Genomic DNA, 15,361 nt, shown 5'->3' on the forward strand with positions numbered 1-15,361 from the left:
ATACCCTGGCCCACGCATTCCTGGTTGCGGTTCGAGGTGGTATCGGTGAGATCATCGACGATGTTCTGCGTCATCAGGCTCTCCAGAAGGCCCACGACCGCGATCGCCACCGAATAGGGCAGGACGATTATCAGGGTTTCCAGGTTCAGCGGAATGTCGGGGATCAGGAACACCGGCAGCGTGTCGGGTAGCGCGCCCATGTCTCCCACCACCCGCAGGTCCAGCCCCAGCGCCCAGGCCAGCGCCGTGAGCACGACGATCGTCACCAGCGGCGAGGGGACCGCGCGCGTCAGCAATGGAAACAGATAGATGATCGCCAGTCCGCCCACGACCATGGGAAAGGTGATCCAGGTCACCGCCCGCGGGTCCAGCTCCGGCAGTTGCGCGATGAAGATCAGGATCGCCAGCGCATTGACGAAGCCGGTCATCACCGATTTCGACACGTATCGCATGATGAAGCTCAGCCCCGAAAGACCCGCGCCGATCTGCAAGAGCCCGGCCAACACCGTCGCCGCCAGCAAGTATTCCAGCCCGTGATCGCGCACCAGCGTGATCATCAGCACCGCCGTTGCGGCGGTGGCGGCCGAGATCATACCCGGCCGTCCGCCGGTGATCGCCGTGATGACCGCGATCGAGAAGCTCGCGTATAGCCCCACCTTCGGGTCGACGCCGGCGATGATCGAGAATGCGATCGCTTCGGGGATCAGTGCGAGCGCGACCACCAACCCCGCCACCAGATCGCCGCGAATGTTGCCGGACCACTGCCGGCGGTAGGCGTCCAGAGAAATCATTCATGTCCCGTTCCCGCCCGCAGGGGGAATGACCTGCAGTCCGGGAAGTCTTCTGTCTTGTTCGTTGTCCGGCGGATCGGCGGCCGGAAGAGCCACCCGGGAGTTGCGCCCGGGTCCAGATTAGCTGCTCGCCGCATATACGCCGCAACGCAGAAAGCCAAGGGGGATGGCGTGGCGACGCGGTAGCGTCCGCGTCGGTCTGATCCGGATGTGCGGCGCGCTGCCCGGTCCACCACCACGGATTGTCCTCGCGCAGTTCCCGCCTCCCCAACCGCCGTCACCGCCGGTCGTCCCGGTCGATCTGCGCGACACAGCAACGCCACGCGCGAAGGCGTTTGCTGTCTGGCCAGTGCCATTGAGTTGGCAGACAACCTCGAACTCGTCGATGAATTCTGCCGATGCAAAGCGAGCTATCTTGCTTGCCATTCGAACCTTTGCACCACAATGCCCTTTGCTGTAGCCTGTGAGAATGATCCGGGAGGGTGCCATAGCCGGTGGATGGGCGCGCGACGGCGCGGTGAACGAGCAGATCGAGGCCTCGATCGAGGACGAACTGAAGCGCATGAAGGCGCAGGCTCGCCGGTCCTCGATCCCGAGTCGGAGCCATTGCGTCGAATGCGAGGAGCCAATTCCGGAGGCACGGCGGCAGGCGATTCCGGGGGTGCAGCTCTGCACCGATTGCCAGGCGGAGAGGGATGCGGCGCCCATTATGCGCGGGGGTATCAACCGGCGCGGGTCGAAGGACAGCCAGCTAAAGTAGCATGACCGATGATTCCGAGATACTCGACCGAATGGCGCGATCTCGCGCCCACAGTCCGTTACGACAAAAGCCAAGTCACATCTTCTACGCGCCGTCTTCACTGACGTGCGATGGAGCAGCGGTCAGGTCCAGCATTTGCCCGCGTGGTCCAGAGGATCCGCCTCTCGCCCGGCTTCACCAGCTCGTCGCTGGCTGGCTACTTGCCGGGCCGCTACCCAGTGGAACCGTGCCTGCGGCGCGTTTTCCGGAGCCTACTTTGATCGGTTCGTGCAGACGTTCGAAACCGGGCCGGAAGACCTAAGCGCGCTCACTGTGAATTTTCGCTCGGGACACGCAATCGTGGAGGGCAGCGAGCGCGACCTGGCGGCAATGCTAGATCGCAGTCCCGTCAGCGGGCGCCTGAAGCAATCTGCACTGCGCGGGCGTGCGGATGCGCCGCCGGGCGAATGGCAGGTTGAGGATTGCCGTGGGCGTCCATGGGACAACGTGGTCGCGTATGTGAAGCGGCGCCTCGCCGATTTTCCGAAGGATCGGTCCGTCGCAATCTTTTGCCGAAGCAACGCCGACGTGGACCGTCTGAGGGAACCCTGACGGCGGTGTTGCCCGGCCTGAGGGTCCAGAAGCGGAGCGAGATCCTTAACGTCGCCGACTGCCGCCATGTCGGCTTGTGGTTGGACCTGCTCGACAGGCGGATCGCCCAGGGAGACGACGCCGCCACGACGGAACTGCGGGACGCGCTCCTCGACGATTTCCACCAAACCGTCCGCATCCCGGAGACGAGAGGCGACTGCGAGGCAATGCGCGACCTTGCGGCCCTATGGACCCGTGTAAAAGAGGAGGATCGCGAGGCGCGACTGTCCGACCTCGCCGGCTTCCTGAGGAGTTGGCTGCGGCCCGACGACGTCGACCGGCTCGTAGGTCGCGGTGCCTCTCGGATCCTTTCGACGATCCATAAGGTTAAGGGGCTGGAGTTTGACGACATATTCGTCATGCCGTCGACCTCCGCCTTCCCCATGGGCCGCGACGATCTGGCGCGCGCGGCGGCCGAGGAGGCCCGTGTCCTCTACGTCGCCGGGACCCGTGCCAAGGAGCGCATGCTAAGGCTGCACGGCGAACGCGAGGCCGCATGGTTCGCCGATCCGCCGCGCGCTTTCACGGGGCGGGACGAGAGCCGGTTCCTAAATGGGAATGGCGCGGAGATAGACTTGGGTTGGACGGCGGATGGCCGGGGGTTCAATTCTAACCCCGCGAACCTCCACGACTACATCGAGACCCATGTCGCGGTCGGCGACCCGATCTCGGTTGGGGGCCGTGGCGGCGGTGCCGGGCGCGCCCTCTTCCATGTCAATGCCGCGGGCAGGCGCACCCAGGTGGGCTTCCTTGCCTGGAATACCGGGGCCGCCGGTCCCCAATCGGAACTTCGTGTTGCAACCATCGTCCGCTTTGCACCAGACGTGCCGCCTCAGTGGGCCATAGGCTGCACGTGGATCTACGCGGTCCTCGTGGAGGGACGGCTTCGTTGAGGTAGAGATGCTCCATGCGGCTCGGAATTGGTCTTGCCTGCTCGCATGAACCGGAACCCGTGTGTCTGCAAGGTGTGATCCGCATACCAGACACTCGCGAAATCCATAATTCCGAGACCCTTGGGAAAATTAGGAATGGCGAGCTCCCCCTCGGTGGGTCCCTAGCAAAGTCCTAGATAAAATCGCAGATCCCCATGGGGATCGATCGGGTGCCCGCGATGTTTGGGCGTCCTATCCTCCAGCAAGTTGGCGACTGTCGGTAGATGGTGGGCTTAGGAAAGTGACCGCTCAGCCGCCGGTCGCGCCCAGGGACGGCGGATCCGGTCGGCCGTAGCAAATGCCGCGATATCGTCCTGATGCGCGCCGGTCAGGTCAATGTCGTCCCATCCATTTACAAGCTTCATTTGCCAGACCGGATCGAGTTCGAACAGTGCCTGCAAGCCACCGCCGGTAACGCATCGCGCCATGAGGTCGATTTCCAGCCGATCTGGCATGGCGCCGGTCAGTCGCTCCATATCCCCTGACGAAATGCGGGCGGGCAGAAGCCCGTTGTTGATCGCATTTGCCGCGAAGATATCGCCGAAGGACGGCGCCAGCACCGCCCGAATACCTGCATCGACCAGCGCATAGACCGCCGCTTCGCGCGATGAGCCGGCGCCGAAATTGCGCCCGGTGATCAGGATTGTGGCATCCGGAACCCGGTTGAGAGGAAAATCGGGGAGGGGCCGGCCTTCGGCATCGTGGCGCAGGTCATGCAGAAGAAAGCGCCCGTAGCCTTGCGCGCGCGGCGTCGCCATGAACCGTGCCGGGATCAGCTGATCGGTGTCGATGCTTTCGTCGGGCAGCGCCACGCCCAGCCCCTCATGTCGTGACCAACCACTCATGTCCGACCCTCCAGCATCGGCCGCACGTCGGTCAGATGCCCGGCAATGGCGGCAGCGGCGACCATCGCGGGGGACATCAGATGGGTGCGCGCGCCCGGGCCCTGGCGACCGCGGAAGTTGCGGTTGGTGGTCGAGGCGCAGCGCTTGCCCGGCGCCACGATATCGCCGTTCATGCCGACGCACATCGAGCACCCGGACTCGACCCATTCCAGCCCCGCCGCGCGGAAGATTTGGTCGAGACCCTCGGCCTCGGCCTGCGCCTTCACGAGGCTCGAGCCAGGAGAGACCAAACCCGGCACCTGCGCGCGTCGTCCCTTGAGCACCGCCGCGGCAGCGCGCAGATCCTCGATACGGGCATTGGTGCAGGAGCCGATGAAGACCTGGTCGATGGCGATCCCGTCAAGCGGGCGGCCGGGTGCGAGGCCCATGTAGTCGAGCGCGGCGCGGATGTGACCTGCACGCTCCTCGGAAGCCCGGTCCGGGTCGGGCACGGTGGCGTCGATGGGCGCGGCGTCCTCGGGGCTTGTGCCCCAGGTCACCACCGGCGCGATGTCGGATCCGTCAAGCGTCACTTCCCGGTCGAACTCGGCGCCGTCGTCGGACGCCAGAGCGCGCCACGCGGCCTCCGCGACCTCCCATTCGTCGCCCTTGGGCGCGAAGGGGCGGTCGTGCAGATAGTCGAGCGTTACGGCATCCGGCGCGACCATGCCGCAGCGTGCGCCCCCCTCGATCGATAGATTGCAGAGCGTCATGCGCCCCTCCATCGTCAACCCCTCGACCACCGGGCCCGCGTATTCGACGACATGGCCTCGCGCACCATCTGCGCCCAGGCGCGCGATCCAGGCCAACGCCACGTCCTTCGCGCCGACGCCGGGGCCAAGGCGCCCGTCGACGCGGATGCGAAGGACCTTGAGCTTTTTCTTCCAGATCGTTTGCGTCGCCATGACATGCGCCACGTCGGTCGCGCCGATGCCGAAGGCCATCGCGCCGAAGGCTCCATGCGTCGAGGTGTGGCTGTCGCCGCACACAATGGTCAGTCCCGGCAGCGTCAGCCCCTGTTCGGGCCCGACAACATGCACGATCCCCTGCCGCCGGTCGCCCAGGCCGAAAAGATGGATGCCATGGGCTTTTGTGTTCTCCTCCAACGTCGTGACCATTCCGCGGATCGTCGGGTTCTCGATGCCGGCCGTGCCTGTGCCACCCGAACGCGCCCGCCCACGTGTCGGCACGTAGTGATCCGCAACACCGAAGGTCAGACCCGGCTCGGAGACGGGAATGCCGCGCTCACTCAGTTTGCGAAAAGCATGGTGCGAGCCTTCATGGACGAAATGGCGATCAATCCACAGAAGGCAGGATCCGTCGTCGCGCCGGCCTACGACATGGCTGTCCCAAAGCTTGTCGAAAAGTGTGCGCGGTGCGGTCATCATGGGTTCCCCAGGGTTCAGTGCGCATCTGTCGGATTGACTCCGGTCAGATCGATGGTGTCGAGCGCCACAGCGTGCCGTTCGGCCCCTCGCCGAGGGTGAGGTTCGTTTCAAACGCATATTGCGAGGGGGGGTAGAGGGCGTGGATACGTTCGACCACGCGGTCGTTCTGGTCGCGCACCAGACGCGCAATGGACAGAAGCGGCGCGCCGATCTCCTGGTCCAGAAGTGGCGCAGTCGTCGCATCGGCGGCCTTGGCCGAGACGCGCTGGTAGGCGCTGGCAACGGCGACGCCGGCGCGTTCGAAGAGGCGCAGCAGCGACGTGCGGGCGAGGTCCTCGGCATTGTATGTTCTACCGATATCTTCGGGCACATGGGTGACGGCATAGGAAAAGGGTCGCCCGCGATAGCTGCGGAGACGCACGGCATACTGAACGATTGTTCCTGGCTTGAGTCCCATATCAACGGCCACGGCGGGCGGGGCGGGAAGGTAGTCGAGTTCCAGCACCGAAACATCCGTCATCAAGCCCATCGACAACAGGTTCTCGACAAGGCCGCTGACATCGGCCTGCACCGCACGCTGCGTCACCGAGCGGGTGGCGAAGGTGCCGCGACCGCGCTGGCGGGTGATCAGACCCTGCTGTTCAAGCCGTTCCATAGTCTTGCGGATGGTGATGCGCGAAACCGAGAACTGCCGTGCCAGGTCCATCTCGCTGGGGAGGGGTGTGTCCGGCGGAAACCGGTTCTCCAGTATTTGCTCACGCAGGACGGTGAAGATCTTGTGATAGAGGGGGGTCGGATCGGACAATCCGGCGGGTCGGGCAGGGTTGGTCATCAATCTGGCCTTCTGCAGTCAATCGTCTCGCACGAATACAGATGTAGGTTTTCGGGATCCCGCCCCATGGCGGAATGAGGACCCGAGTTTACAGGATGCCCGGCTTAGGCGGCACCCCTTCACATGTTGACAAAGGCATTTCTGACCTTTTATGGTTGTTATGTCAACATAACAACATGCATGCTGCAGATGCGGCCAATGTATTTCACGGCTGAGGGAATATGGAATTCACACTGACAGATGAGCAGCGCCTGTTTCAGGACACCGTCGCGCGTTGGGCCGCCGACAGCTTGAGCGACGGTGCGCTTGCCCGTGCCAAGGCGCCGCAATTTCCCTTCGACGTCGCGCGCCGTGCCGCGCAACAAGGCCTGATGGGGATCACCCTTCCGGAAGCCGATGGCGGGCAGGGCGGGTCCCTGATGGATGCGGTTCTGGCCATCGAGGCGGTGGCGTCGGCTTGCCCGAAAAGCGCCGATGTGATCCAGGCAGGCAACTTCGGCCCGCTGCGCACCTTCGCGGAATACGCGAGCCCTGCGCAAAAGGAACGCTTCCTCGGTCCGCTCTTGCGCGGCGAGATGGTCATCGGCCTTGGCATGACCGAGGCTGATGCCGGATCCGCGGTCACCGACCTTGCGACCAAGGCCGTGCCCGATGGTGATGGCTTCCGCCTGACCGGCGGCAAGGTCTTCACCAGCCACACGGTCGAGGCCGACGTTTTTCTGGTCTACTGCCGATTCGGACCAGGGACCGGCGGGATTGGGTCAGTCATCGTCGAACGCGGGATGGAGGGCTTCAGCATGGGCCAGCCCGCCAACTACCTCAACGGCGAGCAGTGGTGCCCGCTCCACTTCGACGCCGTTCCGATCCCGGCCGAGAATGTCCTTCTGGGTCCCGGCGGGTTCAAGCGCCAGATCACGGGCTTCAACGCCGAGCGGATCGGCAACGCCGCTCGCTCACTGGCGCTGGGGCGCTATGCTTTCGGCGTGGCGCGCGACTATGTGCAGGTCCGCCAGCAGTTCGGCCGGCCGCTGATGGAATTCCAGGGCCTGCAGTGGAAGTTCGCCGACATGTTCGCCAAGCTGGAGGCCGCGCAGCTTCTGCTCTACCGCGCCGCCATCAGCGCCGACCACGGACTGCCCGACGCGCAGAAGACGGCGGTGGCCAAGCTAGTCTGCAACCAGGCTGGTTTTGAAGTCAGCAATGAAGCCCTTCAGGCGATGGGCGGCATGGGTTTTTGCGACGAGACGCTGGTGGAATACTGTTTCCGGAAGACCCGCGGCTGGCAGATCGCCGGCGGCTCGCTCGAGATGATGCGCAACCGGATCGCGGAAGGCATCTTCGGCCGCTCGTTTCCGCAACGCCCGCCACGTGAGCCCAGCGGCAAGCCCCGTGACCGGTCAGAGAACGTTGCGGCAAAGCCCCGCGATGCAGGGACGAAAGAGCGCGCATGATGGACCGGTGGGCGGGAGCGGTAGATAGGGACACGCTGCGCGGGGCCCTGTTGTCGCCGCGCAAGGTGGCGCTTGTAGGGGCTTCGGCAGATCCAGCCAAGACCACAGCGCGCCCGCTTCGGTATCTGCGGCGCCATGGCTTTTCCGGCGAGATTCTGCTGGTCAACCCCGGCCGACCCGAGATCGAGGGGATGCCCACCGTGCCCTCCATTCTGGATCTACCGGATGGCGTCGAACATGCCTTTCTGATGGTGCGTGCCGACGCCGTGGCCGATGCTGTCGTGGCTTGCGGCGCGAAGGGCATCCCGGTCGCTACCATCCTGTCCGACGGCTTCGCCGAGGCGGGCGAGGAGGGCATGGCGCGGCAGCAGCGGGTTGCGGAATCTGCGCGCAGCGCCGGCGTGCGCCTTCTGGGTCCAAATTCAATCGGCGTAATCGGCACCGGCCGGCCCGGCGAGGGCGCCTTCGCCATGAGCGCAAATGCCGCGCTTGAAGCGGAAAGTCTGCTGCGGGGTCGCCTCGGTGTCGTTTCGCAAAGCGGCAGCATCATCGGAGCCATGATCTCGCAGGGAGCATCACGCGGCATCGGCTTTTCGAGCCTGGTGTCAGTCGGGAACGAGATTGACCTATCAGTGGGCGCAATCGGCGCGCTCATGCTCGACGACCCTCGGACAGAGGCGATCCTCTTATTTCTGGAATCCATCCGCGATGGCGCCTCGCTTGCCCAACTAGCCCAGGCGGCAGATACACGGGGAAAACCGGTCATCGCCTACAAGCTTGGCCGGTCGGAAGCGGGTCGTGCGCTGGCGGCCACCCATACCGGCGCGCTTGCTGGCGAGGACACCTTGGTCAGTGCCTTTCTGGCCGATCTGGGGATCGCGCGAGTGCGCAGTTTCGAGGCGCTGATCGAGGCACCGCCCTTGTTTATCCATACCGGCGCGCCGCGGGGTCGCCGCGTAGCAGTCGCGACGACGACCGGCGGCGGTGGAGCGATGCTGGTTGACAGCCTCGGCACGCTCAATATCGAGATTGCGACGATTCCCGCCGCCGTGCGCGTCACGCTCGATTCCGCCGGGATCGAGGGACATGGCGACAGGCTGGTCGATCTGACGTTGGCCGGCACCCGGCCCGAAGTGGTGCGCGATGTTATCTCGGGGTTGATGGCCGACCCGTCGATTGACGCCGTTGCAATCGTCGTCGGTTCATCGGCTGAGTTTTACCCCGATCTGGCCGTGGCGCCGCTGCTGGATTTCGCCGACGCGCCGAAGCCGCTGGCGATCTATCTGGTTCCGGCCGCCGAAGCTTCGCGCCGGCGGCTTTCGGAGGCAGGCCTGGCTGTCTTCCGCACGCCTGAGGCGTGCGCCGAGGGGGTCGGGGCCTATCTAGATCGCCGGCCACCGCGGCCGCCCTGTGACACGGATCCCGCTGGGTTGAACGAGATCGAGGCGATCCTGGCTGGGGCTGAGGGCGAGGCGCTTGACGAGGTGCGGGGCCGGGCGGTCTTCGCAGCCCTTGGGGTCCCAGGGCCGCAAGGGTCGGTCGTGACCAGCGAGGAAGAATGCACGGCTGCGGTCGAACGCATCGTCAAGGGCACCGGCGCGCCGGCGGTCCTCAAGATCCTGTCGGCCGGTATCACCCACAAGAGTGACATCGGCGGGGTCGTCCTGGGCGTCGAGGATGCGGCGGCGGCGCGCGCGGCCTACTGGAAGATCACCGAAGCGGTAGCCCGCGCCCGGCCGGATGCGCGCATCGATGGCGTCCTGGTTCAGGCGATGGCGTCTGGCGGCGTGGCCGAGGCCCTGATCGGGTTTCGCCGCGACCCGACCCTGGGTCCGATGGTGGTCCTTGGGGCCGGGGGTATCTTCACCGAAATCTACCGCGACAGCGTGGTACGCTGCGCGCCGGTCGACCGCGACATCGCGCGGGCGATGATTGACGAGGTGCGCGGATTGCGAATCGCCTCCGGCTACCGCGGGCGCGCTGTCGGCGATATGGATGCGCTTGCCGAAGCCGTGGTTGCGGTCTCGCGGCTGGCGGCCTGCGAGAATGTCACCGAGGCAGAGATTAATCCTCTTCTGATCAAGACAGTAGGGGAGGGTGTCGCGGCACTGGACGCACTTGTAGTGCGGCGCGAAAAATAGAGGAAGCAAAAGGTATGGTTGACATAACAAACTAACTTTTGCATCATGTGATGACGCCCTGAGGGCATTCGAGGCATTGAACAGCTCGCGGGTTGCGAGTCGTTTTGTCCGACTGGAGAGGTCTAAATAATGGCAGCGGAACTGGCGCATCCGGAAACGACAAGCACAACGGCGCCGTCGCCGACCGAGGAGTTGATCCGATTTGAGGGGGTGGGAAAGCGCTTCACGGTCGACGGCAAACCGCTTCAGGCCGTCGAGGGCATCGACCTTTCGGTGTTCGAGGGCGAGATCCTGACGCTTGTCGGACCGTCCGGTTGCGGGAAATCCACCCTTCTGAACATGTCGGCGGGCCTCTTTGCGCCCTCTGACGGGAAGGTTCTCTACCGCGGCGAGCAAGTGAAGCCCTACAATCCCTCTGTTGGCTACATGACGCAAAGCGATCACTTGCTGCCCTGGCGCGATGTCGTCGGCAACATTTCGATCCCGCTTGAAATCAAAGGCTTGTCGAAGCGCGAGATCGGCGATCGCGTGGCCGAGCTTCTAGATATGGTCGGTCTTTCTGGATTCGAGACAAGCTTTCCTTCTCAGTTGTCAGGGGGCATGCGCAAGCGCTGTGCGTTGGCGCGCCTGCTTGCATACAACCCCGAGACGCTTCTGATGGACGAGCCCTTCGCGGCGCTTGACGCCATGCTCCGAATGCGAATGCAGATCGAAATCAGGGAACTTTGCAGGCGTCTTGGCAAGACGGTGATGTTCGTGACTCACGACCTTGATGAAGCGATCGCAATTGGCGACCGCTGTGTGGTCTTCACCCGCCGGCCCGGAACCATCGAGCGCATCGTCGATATCCCACTTGCGCCGGATCGCGACATTCTGCGGCTTCGCCACGACCCTGCGTATATGGAAATAACGGCCCAACTTTGGGAAGTGCTGGCGCCCAGCGTTGGCGTGGAGGATTGAGACGATGACAGAACGCCGGACCATGATCTGGGTAATGCGTGCGGCATTCCTCGTTTTCGTTCTCGGCGCCTGGGAGCTTTCTTCGGGGCGGCTCGCCTCGGAATTCTTCATCAGCCGTCCGACCCTTATCGCCGATCAGTTCTGGACCTGGCTGATACGCGGCGTGATCTTCTATCACGGCGCCATCACGCTTCTGGAGGCTGTTGCCGGCTTCTTTCTCGGCGGTGCGCTGGGAATGATCATGGGGGTGTGGCTTGGCCGCGCGCAGACGACTGCCGAGGTGCTAGATCCCTTCATTATGATGTTCTACAGCCTGCCGAAGGTCGCGCTCGCACCGCTGTTTGTGCTGTGGTTCGGTATTGGCATCGAGATGAAGATCTATCTCACCGCGACGATCGTTTTCTTCCTGGTCTTCCTCAACACCTATACCGGCGTGCGCGCCGTCAGCCGCGAATTGATCGCCATTCTGAAGCTCATGGGTGCAAACGAGCGGCATGTCCTGTTCAAGGTCGTGCTGCCCTCGGCGATCACCTGGGTCTTCGCCGGGCTTCGCCTGTCGGTGCCCTATGCGCTGATCGGTGCTATCGTGGGCGAGTTGATCGCGTCAAACCGCGGCCTTGGTTACCTGCTGGCGGACTCGGCTGGCCAGTTCGACACGACCGGCGTCTTCGCCGCGTTGATCGCGATCATGATCATGGCCTTCTTTCTGAATTCGACGATCAAGGTTGTCGAAATCAAAGCGATGCCGTGGCGCGAGCAGAGCTCCCGCCGGGAGATGTCAATCTAATGAGAAGGCGTGCCTAGCCGCCCGAAACCGTGCCGCGACGTTAGCGGCTTAATTCTCAGGCGCAGGCCATGCCGGCTTGCGTTCCACCAGAACCCCTAGGGAGGGATTGTTGATGACTATCTTCAAGAAGATCGCTGAACGTGCGGCGGGGGCAGTGATGCTCGGCGCCGTCAGTCTGGCAGGCCTAGCGGCGACGGATCGCGCTGAGGCGGCCGATACCGTGAACTTTGCAATGCCCAGCGTCGGCATGCTCTATCTGCCGGTCTATGTCGCGGACGTCATGGGCTATTTCGAGGACGAGGACATTGACGCGCGCCTGCAGGTCTTCCGGGCCGGTGGCGGCACGGCTATGGCGGCGGTCCTTGGCGGGGACATGGACATCTACATCGGCTCCACCTCGGCCGCACTCCGCGCCATCGCCCAGAACACCGACGCGGTAATCGCCGGCGCGCTGATGACCGAATATGCCTCGAACGTTGTGATGCGCGGCGAATTGGCCCGCGAGCACGGGCTTGACGAAAACTCTAGCGTCGAGGATCGCCTAGCTGCGCTCAAGGACACCAACATCGGCGTTACCGGCGCTGGCAGCGGCACTCATCAGCTTGCAATCTACATGCTGACCGAAGCCGGGCTCGACCCCGAGCGCGACGCGACGGTCGTCTTTGTCGGCGGCAGCAACGAGATCCTCGCCGCCTTCTCACGCGACCGGATCGACGTCTTCACGCTGTCCAACCCGACGAGCGACGCAGCGATCCGCGACTATGACGGGTTCCTGCTGTTCAACACCGCGGCAGGCGAACTGCCGGGCGTCGCCGACTTCCTTTACATCTCCGCCAACACCCGGCGCGGCTGGATCGATGACAACCCCGACCGCGCCAAGCGCACGATGCGGGCCATCCAGCGTGCTCAAGTGGCGATGCATGACGAAGAGACCAGCCACGAAGCCCGTGACCAGGTTCACGAGGCCTACTTCTCTCAGTTCGAGAAGGGCCTTTTCGACGAGGCATGGGAGGCGGTGCTACCCGCCTATCCGCAATCGCCCGAGATCGAGCGCGCGCAGCTTGAGCGGGTGGTGGACTTCCTCAACACCTTCTCGGAACGGCCTTTTGACGGGCTCGACCTCGATGCGGCCTACACCAACGAGCTGATCGACACCGAGATTAACTGACCGGCGTCGACCGAACCCAAAGGCGCCCCGGCCACACAGAGCCGGGAGCGCCACCCCATCCAAGGAACGTATAATGCGAAAGGCGCAACGCCTCAGGCAACTAATCGAGGCCCCCGAAATCCTGGTGATGCCCGGCGCCTTCGATCCGCTCTCCGCGAAACTCATCGAGCAGGCAGGCTTTGCCGCGGCGCAGGGCACCGGGCTGGGGATCGCCGCGAGCCATCTGGGGATGCCGGACGTGAGCGTCCTGTCCATGTCCGAGATGGCCGAGCGCACCCGCATCATCGCGCGCGCAGTCGACATCCCGGTCATGGCCGACGGCGACACCGGGTTCGGCAATGCCGTGAACGTCTGGTTCACCGTCCGAGCCTTCGAGGAGGCGGGTGCCGCCGGCATCAACATCGAAGACCAGGTGATGCCGAAACGTTGCGGCCACCTTGCCGGCAAGGAGGTGATCCCCATGGCCGAGATGCAGGCGAAGATCGCAGCCGCCTGCGCGGCGCGCCGCGATCCGGATTTCGTCATCAACGCGCGCACCGACGCCTTGGCGGTCGAAGGGCTGGAGGCGACCATCGCCCGCGCCAGGGGCTATTTTGACGCGGGCGCGACCATGGTCTTCGTCGACGGCGCGGATGACCGCACCGCGATCGCGCGCTTGGCCTCCGAGATCGGTGGACCGCTTGCGGTGAACATGGTCGAGGGCGGTAGGACACCGGTTGATCTGACCTTCGCGGAACTGGAATTGATGGGCGTGGCGCGCGTCAGCCTTCCGGTGAGCCTTCTTCTTGGCGCTATCCGCGGTATGCAGAATGCGCTCGCCTTCATCGGCCGTGAGGGGGCAACCCGTGCGGATTCCGAGGTTTTCGCAGGCTTCGACGAGACCCACACGCTTGTCGGAATGGACGATGTCCGCGATCTCGAGCGGCGATTCCTCTCTCAGGAGGCGCTCCGGCAAAAATACGGCGACACCGTCGCAGAGGGGGTTTCATGAACGACCAGGCAGCACGTCATCAGGACTATCCATTGGGGCTGGCGCAGGCGACAGGTCGCAATGCCCGGATGCGCGCCCTGCTGAAAGGCAACGAAATTCTAATGGCGCCAGGTTGCTACGACTGCCTTACCGCACGACTGGTTGCGCAGGCAGGCTTCCACGCGGCCTATGTCACCGGCTCTGGCGTCTCGATGAGCGCGATCGGCGCGCCGGACATGGGCGTGATCTCTTTTTCCGAAATGTTCGAACGCGCCGGGCGCATTGCCGATGTGGTCGACATTCCGGTGATCTGCGACGCCGACACCGGATATGGCGGTCCGATCAACGTCATCCGCACCGTGCGTGAGCTGGAACGCGCAGGTGTCAGCGCGATTCAGATCGAGGATCAGGCTTGGCCCAAAAAATGCGGTCACGAGCTTGGCCGCCGTGTCGTCGGAGTGGACGAAATGGTCGGCCGCATCAAGGCCGCCACCGATGCACGCGTCGATGAAGATATGGTGATAATCGCCCGAAGCGACGCGCGCACCAGCCTGGGACTAGAGGCCGCGCTCGACCGAGCAGATGCCTACCGAGAGGCGGGCGCCGATGTGATCTTCGTCGAAAGCCCAGAAAGCCGGGACGAGATGGAAGCCATTACTGCCCGGGCCGGTGTCCCAGCATTGGCCAACATGGTCGAGGGTGGGCGCACACCGTTTTTGGACGCTTCCGAACTGCAAGCGATTGGCTACCGCGTCGCGATTTATCCCAATTCGCTCACCCGGCTGGTCGCCAAGCAGGGCACGCTGATGCTCGATGCCCTGCGCGATAGTGGCAGCACTGCCGGGGTGCGGGACAAGATGCTGGGCCACCAGGAACTCTGGTCGCTTTTCGATTATCCACAATGGACGGCGCTGGAGGCACGCTTCGCCGAAGGCGAGAAGGAGGACTGATGGACAAGCTGGAAAAATGGGCGGGCACGATTCCCGAGGAGGATCTGGCCACCTATCGCAAGGGCGGCTTCGGCGCTCGGATCGGCATTGGGACGCGCCCGGCGCTTTTGAACATCGACACCACCTGGATGTTCGTCGATCCCGCTTTCGACATGTGTGGCCGTGAGATGCCGCAGCTTACCGCGAACCTGACCGGGATCACCGAGACCTTCCGGCGCCTTGGCCTACCCATCTACTACAGCCGCCGCGACAACCGGGCGCATCCGGTGCGACGCGGCATCTGGAACCTCAAGCTCAAGGTCGCCGAAAGCCACGGCTACACCAGCGACCCCCGAGCCGATGAATGGCCTGATGCCTACGCCCCGCGTAAGGAGGATGTAGTGGTCGAGAAGAATAAGCCCTCGTGCTTCTTCTCCACGCCGCTCGAATCCTTTCTGCGCTACGACCGGGTGGATACGCTGATCGTGGTTGGCATTTCGACCAGCGGTTGCGTGCGTGCGGCGGTGACAGATGCTTTCTCGCACAATTTCCGCGTAATTGTGGTCGAGGATGCGGTCGGCGACCGCAGTCCGATGGCCCATCGCGCCAATCTCTTCGACATGGATATGAAATTCGCCGACGTCGAATCGCTGGCGGATGTGACGGCGGAACTGGAGGCGTGCGCCAGCCGGAACGCGGCCTGAAGCACCACTGAAGAATTTCGACACCGCACTACGC

At 64.0% G+C, this 15,361-nt stretch carries 15 protein-coding genes and 1 other annotated feature; of the genes, 11 read left to right on the plus strand and 4 right to left on the minus strand.

Annotated features, from left to right (window positions below; all coding sequences use genetic code 11):
• The coding region (locus tag IM708_RS16385) for a SulP family inorganic anion transporter (RefSeq protein WP_209427662.1) at nt 1-791 on the minus strand (791 nt) is incomplete at its 3' end.
• Between the two features lie 62 nt (nt 792-853).
• Nucleotides 854-911: a sequence feature (sul1 is cis-regulatory element that is thought to sense ions involved in sulfur or methionine metabolism; They are found in Alphaproteobacteria), on the minus strand.
• Nucleotides 912-1,278: 367 nt separating this feature from the next.
• Between IM708_RS16385 and IM708_RS16390 the strand changes: the two genes are divergently transcribed.
• From IM708_RS16390 to IM708_RS16400, 3 genes are all read left to right on the plus strand, one after another.
• Nucleotides 1,279-1,551 (plus strand): DksA/TraR family C4-type zinc finger protein, encoded by a 273-nt coding sequence (locus IM708_RS16390; protein WP_209427687.1) that lies wholly within the window; start codon nt 1,279-1,281, stop codon nt 1,549-1,551.
• A 267-nt stretch (nt 1,552-1,818) separates the two neighbouring features.
• Nucleotides 1,819-2,142 (plus strand): hypothetical protein, encoded by a 324-nt coding sequence (locus IM708_RS16395; RefSeq protein WP_209427663.1) that lies wholly within the window; start codon nt 1,819-1,821, stop codon nt 2,140-2,142.
• A gap of 8 nt (nt 2,143-2,150) precedes the next feature.
• The gene (locus IM708_RS16400) at nt 2,151-3,074 is read left to right on the plus strand and encodes a 3'-5' exonuclease (protein WP_209427664.1); all 924 of its coding nucleotides are present in this window, start codon (nt 2,151-2,153) and stop codon (nt 3,072-3,074) included.
• A 272-nt stretch (nt 3,075-3,346) separates the two neighbouring features.
• On the opposite strand, the gene leuD is transcribed toward IM708_RS16400, so the two are convergent.
• From leuD to IM708_RS16415, 3 genes are read right to left on the minus strand one after another with little or no spacing between them, the layout of a single operon-like run.
• Nucleotides 3,347-3,958, minus strand: coding sequence for a 3-isopropylmalate dehydratase small subunit (gene leuD / locus IM708_RS16405; protein WP_209427665.1), 612 nt, complete (start codon nt 3,956-3,958; stop codon nt 3,347-3,349).
• Nucleotides 3,955-5,382 (minus strand): 3-isopropylmalate dehydratase large subunit, encoded by a 1,428-nt coding sequence (leuC, locus tag IM708_RS16410; RefSeq protein WP_209427666.1) that lies wholly within the window; start codon nt 5,380-5,382, stop codon nt 3,955-3,957. Before leuC ends, leuD begins: the two co-directional genes overlap by 4 nt.
• Nucleotides 5,383-5,428: 46 nt before the next feature.
• A complete protein-coding gene (locus IM708_RS16415; protein ID WP_209427667.1) occupies nt 5,429-6,217 on the minus strand; it encodes a GntR family transcriptional regulator in 789 nt (262 codons plus the stop codon).
• Between the two features lie 221 nt (nt 6,218-6,438).
• Between IM708_RS16415 and IM708_RS16420 the strand changes: the two genes are divergently transcribed.
• The 8 genes from IM708_RS16420 (at nt 6,439) to IM708_RS16455 (ending at nt 15,327) form a co-directional block, all read left to right on the plus strand.
• Nucleotides 6,439-7,668, plus strand: coding sequence for an acyl-CoA dehydrogenase (locus IM708_RS16420; RefSeq protein WP_209427668.1), 1,230 nt, complete (start codon nt 6,439-6,441; stop codon nt 7,666-7,668).
• On the plus strand, nt 7,665-9,809 hold the full coding sequence (locus IM708_RS16425; protein WP_209427669.1) for an acetate--CoA ligase family protein: 2,145 nt from the start codon (nt 7,665-7,667) through the stop codon (nt 9,807-9,809). The genes IM708_RS16420 and IM708_RS16425 overlap by 4 nt, the downstream gene beginning before the upstream one ends.
• A 129-nt stretch (nt 9,810-9,938) precedes the next feature.
• Nucleotides 9,939-10,769 (plus strand): ABC transporter ATP-binding protein, encoded by an 831-nt coding sequence (locus tag IM708_RS16430; protein ID WP_209427670.1) that lies wholly within the window; start codon nt 9,939-9,941, stop codon nt 10,767-10,769.
• A 4-nt stretch (nt 10,770-10,773) separates the two neighbouring features.
• A complete protein-coding gene (locus IM708_RS16435) occupies nt 10,774-11,556 on the plus strand; it encodes an ABC transporter permease (RefSeq protein WP_209427671.1) in 783 nt (260 codons plus the stop codon).
• 112 nt (nt 11,557-11,668) lie between these two features.
• Complete coding sequence (locus tag IM708_RS16440) at nt 11,669-12,724, plus strand: ABC transporter substrate-binding protein (RefSeq protein WP_209427672.1); 1,056 nt, start codon at nt 11,669-11,671, stop codon at nt 12,722-12,724.
• 73 nt (nt 12,725-12,797) lie between these two features.
• Entirely contained in the window at nt 12,798-13,715 is a 918-nt protein-coding gene (locus IM708_RS16445) for an isocitrate lyase/PEP mutase family protein (protein ID WP_209427673.1), read from the plus strand.
• Complete coding sequence (locus tag IM708_RS16450) at nt 13,712-14,644, plus strand: oxaloacetate decarboxylase (protein WP_209427674.1); 933 nt, start codon at nt 13,712-13,714, stop codon at nt 14,642-14,644. Before IM708_RS16445 ends, IM708_RS16450 begins: the two co-directional genes overlap by 4 nt.
• A complete protein-coding gene (locus IM708_RS16455; RefSeq protein ID WP_209427675.1) occupies nt 14,644-15,327 on the plus strand; it encodes an isochorismatase family protein in 684 nt (227 codons plus the stop codon). Before IM708_RS16450 ends, IM708_RS16455 begins: the two co-directional genes overlap by 1 nt.
• The last annotated feature ends 34 nt before the right edge of the window (nt 15,328-15,361 follow it).

The organism is Pararhodobacter sp. SW119 (assembly GCF_017811755.1).
Taxonomy (GTDB): domain Bacteria; phylum Pseudomonadota; class Alphaproteobacteria; order Rhodobacterales; family Rhodobacteraceae; genus Pararhodobacter.